12 protein-coding genes are annotated in these 12117 nt (G+C 28.6%); 2 read left to right on the top strand and 10 right to left on the bottom strand.

All coding sequences use genetic code 11. The features are described 5' to 3' along the window. Window positions 1-15: 15 nt before the first annotated feature. From OCU47_RS18285 to OCU47_RS18310, 6 genes are all read right to left on the bottom strand, one after another. The gene (locus tag OCU47_RS18285; RefSeq protein ID WP_261830023.1) at window positions 16-900 is read right to left on the bottom strand and encodes a permease; all 885 of its coding nucleotides are present in this window, start codon (window positions 898-900) and stop codon (window positions 16-18) included. A 4-nt stretch (window positions 901-904) separates the two neighbouring features. Further along, window positions 905-1504, bottom strand: coding sequence for a GTP-binding protein (locus tag OCU47_RS18290; RefSeq protein ID WP_261830024.1), 600 nt, complete (start codon window positions 1502-1504; stop codon window positions 905-907). Window positions 1505-1508: 4 nt separating this feature from the next. Then, window positions 1509-2468 carry a CobW family GTP-binding protein gene (locus OCU47_RS18295; RefSeq protein WP_261830025.1) on the bottom strand — a complete coding sequence of 320 codons (960 nt, stop codon included), beginning with the start codon at window positions 2466-2468 and terminating at the stop codon, window positions 1509-1511. 371 nt (window positions 2469-2839) lie between these two features. Then, complete coding sequence (locus OCU47_RS18300; RefSeq protein ID WP_261830026.1) at window positions 2840-3337, bottom strand: hypothetical protein; 498 nt, start codon at window positions 3335-3337, stop codon at window positions 2840-2842. 83 nt (window positions 3338-3420) lie between these two features. Further along, window positions 3421-3864 (bottom strand): nucleoside deaminase, encoded by a 444-nt coding sequence (locus OCU47_RS18305; RefSeq protein ID WP_261830027.1) that lies wholly within the window; start codon window positions 3862-3864, stop codon window positions 3421-3423. Window positions 3865-3967: 103 nt separating this feature from the next. Further along, window positions 3968-4747, bottom strand: coding sequence for a helix-turn-helix domain-containing protein (locus OCU47_RS18310; protein ID WP_261830028.1), 780 nt, complete (start codon window positions 4745-4747; stop codon window positions 3968-3970). Between the two features lie 100 nt (window positions 4748-4847). Between OCU47_RS18310 and OCU47_RS18315 the strand changes: the two genes are divergently transcribed. Together OCU47_RS18315 and OCU47_RS18320 are read left to right on the top strand one after the other, a co-directional pair. Continuing rightward, complete coding sequence (locus OCU47_RS18315) at window positions 4848-6332, top strand: alpha-N-arabinofuranosidase (protein WP_261830029.1); 1485 nt, start codon at window positions 4848-4850, stop codon at window positions 6330-6332. Then, complete coding sequence (locus tag OCU47_RS18320; RefSeq protein ID WP_261830030.1) at window positions 6332-6583, top strand: DUF6171 family protein; 252 nt, start codon at window positions 6332-6334, stop codon at window positions 6581-6583. The genes OCU47_RS18315 and OCU47_RS18320 overlap by 1 nt, the downstream gene beginning before the upstream one ends. 129 nt (window positions 6584-6712) lie before the next feature. Here the strand turns inward: OCU47_RS18320 and OCU47_RS18325 are convergent, their stop codons facing one another. The 4 genes from OCU47_RS18325 to OCU47_RS18340 form a co-directional block, all read right to left on the bottom strand. Then, window positions 6713-8137: a glycoside hydrolase family 1 protein gene (locus tag OCU47_RS18325; RefSeq protein ID WP_261830031.1), complete on the bottom strand. Its 1425-nt coding sequence runs from the start codon at window positions 8135-8137 to the stop codon at window positions 6713-6715. Between the two features lie 300 nt (window positions 8138-8437). Beyond that, window positions 8438-9496 carry a hypothetical protein gene (locus tag OCU47_RS18330; RefSeq protein WP_261830032.1) on the bottom strand — a complete coding sequence of 353 codons (1059 nt, stop codon included), beginning with the start codon at window positions 9494-9496 and terminating at the stop codon, window positions 8438-8440. A 141-nt stretch (window positions 9497-9637) separates the two neighbouring features. Continuing rightward, a complete protein-coding gene (locus OCU47_RS18335) occupies window positions 9638-11365 on the bottom strand; it encodes an O-antigen ligase family protein (protein ID WP_261830033.1) in 1728 nt (575 codons plus the stop codon). A 501-nt stretch (window positions 11366-11866) separates the two neighbouring features. Continuing rightward, window positions 11867-12103, bottom strand: coding sequence for an acyl carrier protein (locus OCU47_RS18340; RefSeq protein ID WP_261830034.1), 237 nt, complete (start codon window positions 12101-12103; stop codon window positions 11867-11869). Between the last annotated feature and the right edge of the window lie 14 nt (window positions 12104-12117).

Genomic DNA, 12117 nt, shown 5'->3' on the forward strand with positions numbered 1-12117 from the left:
CAATCACTCTTACCCTTAAATTACTAATGCACAGATAATAAATGAAACTGCAAATATTAAAAATACTAGCTTAAAAACAAAACCCTTTTTAAAATAAGATAGCAGCATAAAAGTATTTTTCACATCAATCATAGGTCCAAGTATTAAAAATGACATAACTGCTCCTAATGGCATAGTAGACAAGAATGTTGAAGCAACAAAGGCATCTGCTTCAGAACAAAGAGATACGAAAAATGCAAACAACATCATTATTATAATTGCCACTGGAGTTGAAAAATGCATCCCTAAAAATTCGTTTTTTGATATTATTAAATTGCTTACAGTAGCAATTGAAGCACCAAAAATAAAATATATGGTTACATTATAAAATTCCTTTGAAGCATGATATAAAAGTGGTTTTAAACCTCTACTATTTTTAAGATATCCACACCCACAGTCGCAGAGTTCTCTATTTTTATCAATACCTTCTCTGAGAATAGAATTAACATTTTCAGAATTCATTATTGAAATCAAATATCCAATTATAAATGCTGCTAAAGCTCCCAAAAAGGTTCTAAATGCTACCACCTTTATATTTCCATTAAAAGCATAATAAGTTGACATAATAACTATTGGACTTACAATTGGTGCAGCTAACATATAAGTTATTGCCATATTAATAGGTATACCCTTCCTTATGAGCCCTTTAGTGATTGGTACAGATGTACACTCACATATAGGAAAGAATACTCCTATAAATGCAGCTATTATTCCTCCTATCACCTTGTTTTGTGGAAGAACTCTCCTTATATGCTCTTCAGATAAATACATTTGAATAAATGCAGATACAAGAACTCCAATTAATATAAACGGAAGTGCTTCTAGTACCATGCTAGTAAATACTACTGAGAATTCTTCCATATCACTATCTCCTAACACATTTAATTAATCTACTTTGCTTAAGATTTTCATACAAACTATCCCACATACATTCCATAACATGAGCGTGTTGATTTAATTGTTCTAAACTTTCCCTAATGTCTTTAAGAGTTTCTCTTGATATCTTGTTATAATTATTAATTATGAGCAAATCAGCCTCTTGAATGTTAGGTTGAATGATATTGCTCATATTTCTTAAAAATATCTTTATAGTGATTGCATCCACTAAAGATATAGTGGATGTAATCTTAAATTTTCTAGTAGTATTATAATCATTAAGCATATTTCTTAACTGGTCTACATTAGTCATACAATTCAATTCAAAAATAATTCTTTTAGGTTGGTAAAAAGCAATCATTCTATTAAACCTTTTTTCATCTATATCTTCTATTGATTTAAATCTCCTTATAGATATATTCCGTCCCTTTAATTTTCCTTCATCAATTTTAGTTCTGCCATTTTCTAATTGAATTACTAGTGTATTATCTTCAGGTTTAGCTGTTAAATCTAAATATGCCTGAACAAATGTGGTTTTTCCCCACCCTAAAAATCCTGTAACTACCTCAACATTACAACTTGAACTCATTTAACTACTCTCCTAAAAACAATGTTTTTATTGCTTCTTTTTTAAGTTCACTGCCAATAACGCAAATTCGTCCTGTATAGTCATAATTTATGTCTTTTATCTCAATTTGTCCTGGTACATAATCAAATTGTATCCATGAAGCAGCAGTGTTTACTACTCCTTTTACTCTTATAACATTGCCATAATTGCCTTTACCTAACTCTTCTAGAATATTTCTAAGTTCTGATTTTTTAAATACCTTTGGAGTTTCTACTCCCCAAGTTTTAAATACATCAGAGGCTATAGAATCACTTTTCATTCCTTTTCTTATAAGATGAGATACATTTAAAGGTTTTCTTATCAAATCAACTTGACTTAATACATCTTTATTTCTGAATTCACCTACTTCTAATATCTTACTAGCTGGTATGTTATCCCAGTTTGTAGTTATTATAGGGCAAGTTGGATTCATCTTTCTTATTGCCTTAAATACTTGATTTAAATCCGTATTTCTCATAAGCTGAGTTTTGCTTAATATTATAGTTTTTGCATTAGTTATCTGATCAACAAAAAATTCTCCAAAGTTATCAAAATAATTTTCAAAATTTACTGAATCAACTACAGCTATCTGCATATTTATAATAATATTTCTCTTAACTTGCTCACTTCTTATTTCTTTGACCACCTCTGATAGTTTAGCTACTCCAGAAGGTTCAACTATTATTCTATCGGGATTGTAGGTATCAAATACTTCATCCAATACATCTTTAAAACTACTAGATATGGTACAGCATATACAACCTGAGGTTATTTCTTTAATTGTTATATTATCTGATTTTAGGATATTACCGTCTATTCCTACCTCACCGTATTCATTCTCAATTACTACTATATTTTCTCCATTCAGCCTTTCTTTTAAGAGTTTTTTTATTAAAGTAGTTTTGCCGGCTCCAAGAAATCCCGAAATTATGTCCACCTTTTTCATAATTACATCCTCCCTAATTATTGCTTTAGGCACCTAGAAATAAACAACAACTGTAAATATGCGACAGATATTTTTAGTTATACAAAGAAGCAGATTGCACATATAAACAGCTATCTCTTGATTCTGCTGATGTAGTATAAAGTCAAATAGACGTATATATACTTACTTATTTTTTGAAGATGCCCTACCAAATCCATATCAATAATTTATATTCTTCTAACCCTATTAATATGTTCCATATATCGGTTCTATTGATTTAAATGTTTTTATTCCTTTATGAAAATAACCCGTAGTTATCAAATTCACTATTTTAAATCTTTGGTAAAAAATAACCTTAGTTAAAATAAACTTTTTAACTAAGGTTTCTCTCATTAATTATTCTCATCTTGTTTAGGTGGTTCTTGAAGCATAAGACTTCTAAATCTTTGGTTTTTAGAATAGTAATTTTCCTCCAAATATTCATCTGCTCTTCTAAATCTATCTTTTCCATATAGCATCATTAGCATTACACAAACACTAGTTTTAAACCATGTAGCACAAAATGTATGATCTAATAATAAATGATTGCTTGATTTATCTCCATTTGAAGCTTGTGATTCTTCATCACTGTTAAGCATATAATCAAAATGTGTAAACATATTTCCCATTATATGATCTACAGCCTTTATATCATCATCAGCTAAATTCACAAAATAATATGACCATGCAAACAGTACATTTTCTTCAACTTGCAAACCAGCCACTTTATGTCCATATGTTTCCTTAAAATACTTGGATAAAAATGTAGTTAATCTTTCTTCATTATTATAAAAGTTTTTTTCAAATAATTTTATATCATAAGCTATTAACATTTCTACTTGTAGTTCCATCTCACCCTCCTATAAAATACTATATTTTATCCCCTCAATTATAATTTTATCACATTATACCAACTTGGAATATAGATATTAAGCTACATTTTAACCCTTTTACGACTAAAAAAATCTTTCAATAAACTACTACATTCGTCATTATATTCCCATTTTACCCTCACAAAACTATTAAGATTCACATTATCCATTAAATTTACCACACTTCCGCAAGCCCCTGTAGTAGGATCAAAAGTTCCTATGTACAATTTAGATATCCTGCTTTGAAGAATTGCTCCTGCACACATTGGACACGGTTCAAGGGTTACATACATTTCACAACCATTAAGTCTCCAATTATTAAGTTTCTTTGCTGCCCGTTCTATTGCCAATATTTCTGCATGTGCAATTGGAGAATTTAAGTTTTCCCTTTCATTAAAGGCTGTACTTATTATCTCATTATCTTTTACTATTACTGCACCAACAGGTATCTCTCCTTTTTGCCCTGCTTTTTTTGCTTCTAAAATGGCTATATCCATAAAGTTCATATTAATATTCTCCTTTAAGATTTCTATACAATTAAAAGCTTATATAAACATCTTATATTATACAGTTACAGACCTTTGTTTTATATTAAATTTATATTATTTTTTATTTACATTTCATTCTATAATTACTCGCTGTCATACCAACAAACTTTTTAAACTGTCTCATAAAATGAACATCATTTTCATATCCACAAAGTTCTGCTATTTCCTTTATAGCATAATTAGTTTTTGAAAGATTATATTTTGCAAATTCAATCTTACTTGTAATTACATCAGCAATACAGGTTACATGAAAGGTTTGTTTATAAACTTCTTGAAAATAGGATGGACTTAAATTTACTTGTTTTGATAATTCAGCCACGCTCCACTTAAGCTGGGGTGTACTATAAATCTTTGAGCGCAATGCTAATAACTCATAATAATGTCTATTATATTGCTTTCCCAATCCTTCGTCCTTTATTTGCTCACTTAATTTAGTAAATAATAGCTTTATTAATAAATCTATTGAACTGGACTTTTTTGTATTATTTGAAAAATACTCAAGAGAAATATTCTCTAGCATTTTTGATATTTCTTTAGGATTAGTAAGCTTTATTATTGAATCAAAAGGTATACCTAAGCTATCAAAAAAGTACAAATCATTGTCCATATTAAAATGAATAAAGTCATTTATGTATGTACATTCATATGCGCCATAATGCTGAGAACTTTGAAAATTATAAATTATTACAGAATCCTTGTCTGCAAAAGTTTCAACACCATTTAAGTAGAACACTGCTGGAGTTTTTACAAATAAAAATAGATAATCTCCTGATCCATTTGGTCTTTTTAAACAAAAATATTTATCATGTGTATAATTTAATCCAAGTTTATTTATCTTCATATTTTCTCCTAAAAAAGTATTATATATCAGCTTTAAAAATATAATAAATCAGTGTATTTCTACTGTCAACAAGTTATCATAAGTTTGAGAGGTGATTTTTATGACAACTTTAAAAATGATAATAAACGGAAACAATAAGAAAAGTAAAATTAATAAAGAAATATATGGACATTTTTCAGAACATTTAGGCCGTTGCATATACGAAGGACTATATGTTGGTGAAAATTCAAAAATTCCTAATACAAATGGAATGAGAAATGATGTAGTTGAAGCATTAAAAGAAATTAAAATTCCTGTTTTACGTTGGCCAGGCGGTTGCTTTGCTGATGAATATCATTGGAAAGATGGTATTGGTCCTAAGGAATTAAGAAAAAAAATGATTAACACTCATTGGGGTGGACTTGTTGAAGATAATAGTTTTGGTACTCACGAGTTTTTTGAACTTTGTGAGCAGATTGGTTGTGAGCCTTACATTGCTGGAAATTTAGGTAGTGGTACAGTTCAAGAAATGGCAGAATGGATTGAATATATGACCTTTGATGGAGTTTCTCCTATGGCAAACTTAAGAAAACAAAACGGAAGAGAAAAACCATGGAAACTTAAGTACTTTGGTATAGGCAATGAAAATTGGGGTTGTGGAGGCTCAATGCAACCAGACTATTACGCAAATGAATACAGACGTTATCAAACTTACTGCAGAAACTTCAGTGGCAATGAACTTTTCAAAATTGCTTGTGGTCCAAATAGCGATGATTATAATTGGACTGATAAACTTCTATCTAACATAACACCTTACCATACAAAAGCTATTTCTTTGCATTATTACACAGTTCCTACTGGAGATTGGAATCATAAGGGCAAAGCTACAGAATTTGAAATCCATGAATATTATGAAACTATTAGAAGAACCTTATATATTGATGAACTTATCACTAAACACTGCGAAATAATGTCAAAGCATGATAAGAATCATGAAATTGGACTTATAGTTGATGAATGGGGAACTTGGTATGATGTTGAAGACGGGACAAACCCAGGTTTCTTATATCAGCAAAACACTATGAGAGATGCAATTGTAGCTGCTATAAACTTAAATATATTCAACCAACATTCTGATAGAGTTATTATGGCTAACATCGCTCAAGCAGTTAACGTACTTCAAGCTATAATATTAACTGAAGGCAAGAAAATGATTAAGACTCCAACCTATCACGTGTTTAATATGTATAAAGAGCATCAAGATTCTACACTTATAGACAGCTTTGTTGAAAACAAAACTATAGAATATGATGCTAACTCTATCCCTTGTATTTCTCAATCTGTTTCAATTGACTTCCAAGGTAAAATGCACATTACAGTTTCAAATTGTTCTATTGATGAAGACTTTGAAGTTGAAAGCAATATACTAGGTTTTGATTTTTCAAGAGTGGCAGGAAAGGTACTAACAGCTAAAATGGATGCTCACAATACCTTTGATGATCCAAATGCTATAGAACCACAGGCTTTTACTGACTTTAGAATCTTAAAAGATGGTTTAAAAATTAAACTACCTAAATGTAGTGTAGTTTCTATAACCCTTGAGTAATGACTAAGTTTTGTAGAAAATGTCTGCTTTCAGAAAGTAATATTAAGCAATACTATGAAAATATAGTGGAATATATTAAAGTAATGCCTATAGACATAAAAGCAGATGATGAAACTTATAAACACAGACTTTCTATATGCAAACAGTGCAATCATCTTATAAATGGAATGTGTGGTAAATGTGGCTGTTTTGTAGAATTAAGAGCTGCTAAAAAGATTAATTACTGCCCAAGTGAAGATGAACTTTGGTAACCAGTATAGTTATATTTAATTGTTAGCCACAGTTATAGCAGATTATAATATATCTCATATGCATATAATAAAAAGAGATTACTGCAGAATTTTTGTTACAATTTATTCTTCAGTAATCTCTTCTATATTTTAGTCTTCTAAGCTACCACCATTAGTTGCAATAACTTCTTTATACCAATTGAAACTCTTCTTCTTATATCTCTCTAAAGTACCTGATCCATCATCATTACGGTCAACATATATGAATCCATAACGCTTCTTAAGTTGAGCAGTTGAAGCACTTACAAGGTCAATACATCCCCAAGTAGTGTATCCCATTAAATCTACACCATCTTCTATAGCTTCTGCTACTTGAACTAAGTGATCATTTAAATACTTAATTCTATAATCATCATTTACTGTCTTGTTTCCATTCTCGTCTGTTATAAGTTCATCTACAGCACCAAGTCCATTTTCAACAATGAATAGAGGTTTTTGGTAACGATCATATAAAAGATTAAGAATATAGCGTAATCCTTGAGGGTCTATTTGCCAACCCCATTCTGAAGCTTCTAAATACGGATTTGGAACTCCTGCAATAATATTCCCTGCTGCACCTTTCTTCTTTTCTGGATCAGTTGTTGCGCAAGAACTCATATAGTAACTGAAGGAAATAAAGTCTACTGTATTTTTAAGAATTTCTTCATCGCCTGGTTCCATTTTAATTTCTATATTGTTAGCTTTAAAGTATCTGTTCATATACCTTGGATAATATCCTCTTACTTGAATATCTGAGAAGAATAAATTATCTCTATCTTGCTTCATTGCTTCAAGTACATCACTTGGTTGAGATGTTAATGGATAGTTTGGAACCCCAAGAATCATACATCCAATCTTAAAGTCCGGATTTATCTCATGACCAATTTTAACAGCTTTAGCACTTGCAACTAGTTCATGATGAATTGCTTGATATAAATCTTGTTTTGATAACTTTTCCTTATCTGTAAAAATACCACCACTCATATATGGTGCATGTAATACTGAGTTAATTTCATTAAATGTAAGCCAGTATTTTACCTTATTCTTATATCTATTAAAGATTGTTGTAACATAGTTTTCAAAGAATCCTATTAACTTACGATTTACCCAACCATCATAGTTCTTAGAAAGAGCAAGTGGTGTTTCATAGTGTGAAATTGTAACTAATGGCTCAATTCCGTACTTCAAACATTCATCAAATAAGTCATCATAGAATTGTAAGCCTTTTTCATTTGGCTTCTCATCATCACCATTTGGAAATATTCTTGACCAAGCTATAGATGTTCTAAATACCTTAAAGCCCATCTCCGCAAATAACTTTATGTCTTCTTTATATCTATGGTAGAAATCTATTCCTATCAATTTCATGTTATCTTCTGTTGGTTCCTCTGTTATTGGTCCAACAATTCCTCTTGGAGCTATATCTTGAGTCGATAAACCCTTGCCCTCTTCATTGTATGCTCCCTCACATTGGTTAGCTGCAACTGCACCGCCCCACAAAAATCCTTTTGGAAATTTTTCTGTACCGTTTATCATATTAATTCCTCCTTCTATATTAAGTGAATTATTTAACATTAGTAAAAATAATATGTTTATATTATTTATTTTTCAGCTTACTTTTATTTAGCATTTGCTAAAATAAAAAGACCTAAGCTAATATCAAACACTTATAAATATAAGTTGTTTCATATTAATTTAGGTCTCGCCTGCTTAACCAGTAACAATCCTGAAATTGTTTTCTATTTTAATAACATAATAATAACATGACGGTAAAGTTTTATCAACAAAAATTAGGCTGTTTCACGCTACAAATAAGTTTGAAACAGCCTAATATTGTTATTTAATATTAATTATCTTATACATTCCTTTTTTTGTTGTAACATCATAACCTGAAACTGTTAAGTGCTTATCATCATATACATAAAGCCCATTCATGTTCTTATTTACTTGATACTTCTTTACCAAAACATCATTTTCTATCTTATAAACAAATCCATCTTTCATTATCCACATATTATTATTTATATCCATTGATATTAAGTTAAAAGGAAGCTTTGAAGATACATTAATAATTTTGTTTCCTACAGGATTAACTTGATTATTAACTATTTTTATTTTCTGCAAAGCAATATTATACCCACTTTGCGAAGACTGGAGAACTTTTAAATACATGCCATTCTTATTAATATATATATTTGAATAACCTCGTCCATATAATTTCTTAAGGTTATTACTAAATTCATATTTATAACTAGATTTATCTGGATTTATGACAATTAACTTATTTCCAGAACTTATATAATATAGACTATCCTTATAAACACAGGAGTTGTATACTAATGAATAATACTGCTCTTTATCAACCTCATATATACTTAAATTAGAACTAACGAAACCCATCTTATTAACATATTGTTTATCTTTATTAAAATACCCAACAATGTATACACTCCACTTTATGTTTCCTGTTGATCTAATAGGTATTATTCTCTTAGTCGTTACATTATACTGCTTGTACTTTGCAATAATTAAATTCTTTTCTTTAATATATGTATTATCATTATCCAATGAAGAAATTTTTCCTGTTTCAAGATTGAATATACTATTCGTTGAACTATTAAAAAATTGCTTATCAGATATTTGATTATATGAATCAAAGTTTTTGACAGTACTTGTTTTCCCATTATTAAAATATAAAGTTCCCTTATTAGTATTTAGTAATGTTTTATCTTTGTACTGCATCCCTGCTCTAACATAAGCTTCACTATAATCTAAATACTTGGGAACAGCATTAGTGGCAGCTTGTACTGTTTTAACTAATGAACTCATAGGCAGCACTGTCATTGTAAAGCAGTAAACTAACAATATTCCTACTATTTTTTTTAGTTTTGACATAAAAAATCCCCCTTATAATAAAATTATTTATGCTAATTTTACCATAGGGAGATAGGCAAGCCAAGCCAATACTTGGTGGAAATTTTGTCCAAAATATTTTATTCGTATTTATCATTTGCATTTAAATTGAATTAATCCAACTCACATCTTTAAAGTCTCCTCTAAAGAATCCTTTATCTGGTTTTTAATATACTTTGCTCTAAAGCTTCTGCCAATATACGCATTTTTAAAAATTTCATTTAACTTAAAATAAACACTCTTATCTTCATTACTATATTTATAAGCTTCTTTATAGCTCTCAAAGTTATATTTTTCATCCTCTACAAGCTCTAATCTTAAACCTTTAGCCCTAGAATCATTCATTTTCTCATATACGTAAGCCAAATTCCACTTTAACATTATATTTTCTTTATTAGCATTCAATCCATTAATTAAAGCATCTTTGGCAATTAATAACTTCTTCCGCTCGAGCTCGTTACCATTAATATCTTTAATAAAAGAATCACTTCTAGATTGATATATTCTCCAATCATTAAATAAATTTATATTTGTTACAATTTGGCTAATATTAAACTTTTCATACATTATAGCTAAATATGAGGTTCTTAATATGCTTTCATTAAAGATTATTATACAAGATAATATTATCATGCAGCATAATATAATTTTATATCTTACCTTGGTATCCTCCTTAACCTCTACATTTTTATTTCTGCATATCACGACAAATAGTAAAAGAATTATTATACTTGAATAAGCAAAATCAAAATCTAGCAAGGAATGAATAAACACTATTAATAGCACAGCCAACTCATCAATTTTTCTTTTCTTAAGTAATATTATTGATCCATATACTATTATTACTATTAACGCAATGCCACCAACAATGCCTAATTCAAATGATGTATGTAAGATTGAATTATGAATATACTTTATATCATAAAATCCACTTTGAATTTTAAATTGCTTATATTCAAAAGTATTTATCCCATGTCCTACAAAATTAAGATTTCTTATAACATCTTCAAATGTAAGAAGTCTTTCTTGAAATGATCCATTACTAATACTTATATTCTCTATTCTCTGAAATGTATTTATTTTTGAAACTATAGTAAATGATGCAATAATAAGCAGCATAATTACCCATGAAATTTTTTTGTTTTTAAAACCTTTGAATTCCAAAAACAAATAAAATATAACTGGCAAAATGGTTATTCCTACTATGGGTATATTCTCTATTAGAGTAAAAACTATTAGTGAAGCTATAAAGGTTTCTGATAGCACCATTTCTCTTCTTCTAAATTCTATGTATACTATATTGATCAATAACAAGATTAAAGTTGTTCTCGAGCCAGTAAATAATATAGTTATTATGTATATAATGTTTAAAATTTCAGAAAATTTCTCTGTATTATACCTACAATTGATATTTATAAACATAAGCATTAACAGTGCATAACTATTAGCATAACCCAAGTTTCCATATACCCTTGCACCATAGTATACTCCTACATAAAATATATAACCCAAGGCTACTACTGCTGAAATTATCAATGTTATATTTATATCCTTATTTTTTATATTTTCACTCATTGCTTTGAATACAAGATAATAAATAGGTATAATAACATAAAAACTCATTGAACCTATTTGATCTATTTTCATTCCATTAATTATAATAGAAACAATGCTGCAAATAACTAAACTTAAAGTCATTATAATAAAACTCTTATTAATAGACTTTGGTCTATTTTTACACAAAAAAATAACTCCAAGTAAAATCAATATCCAATTAGATAAATTATATCCAAGCATAGTTACAGGAATAACTGCAACTATAACTAAAATAATAGTGTTAAAAATCGTCATAGCATCTCCTTAATTGAAAATTTATCTCTAATATTTATTAGATTTTTCGTAAAATAAAAAAGAAACTGTAACACTATTTGACATACTCTTTAATAAATTATAAAAAAGTGTGTCAAATTTGTATTAAACAGCTTCTTCAAATCATACAAATCTTATTATTACTTAATTTTTCATAACAGCCCTTTCCAAACAGAAGGATAAAACTTGTAATTTATTATATAATCTTTTTGTTGGCGTAATAATATTTTACTATAAATCTGAAACTTATTGGGTTTCAAATTTATTTTTTGTAATTTAAAGAGGCTGGGTACTAATTACTTAGTGTTACAGCCTCATTACCGTAAAACTTGTTTCATTAAAATGTTTTAAATCTCACTATAACATTTTAAGTCAAAACTATTAATATTCTTTATATTTCTAATCAAAATATAAAGAATGTACAAAAATATTTTCAAGTTATAAAGACGTTGATTTACATTCAATATTCATTTCAATGATAAATCACTTATTGGTCTTATTTACAATCAACTGTTCAATATTATTTATATTAGTGAACATACTCCAATCTAAATCTTCTGCATCAAAAACGATATTAAATGTTTCTTCTATTTCAGTAACAATACTAATTAATGCCAAAGAATCTAAATTCAAATCATCAATTAAGTTTAGTTCATCTGAAAAAATATAGTTTGGATTTTTACTATACTTGTCAATAATTGTTTTTAAAATTTCTCTCATCTCTTCTTCTACCT

Source organism: Clostridium sp. TW13, assembly GCF_024345225.1.
GTDB classification, from domain to species: Bacteria; Bacillota; Clostridia; order Clostridiales; family Clostridiaceae; genus Inconstantimicrobium; species Inconstantimicrobium mannanitabidum.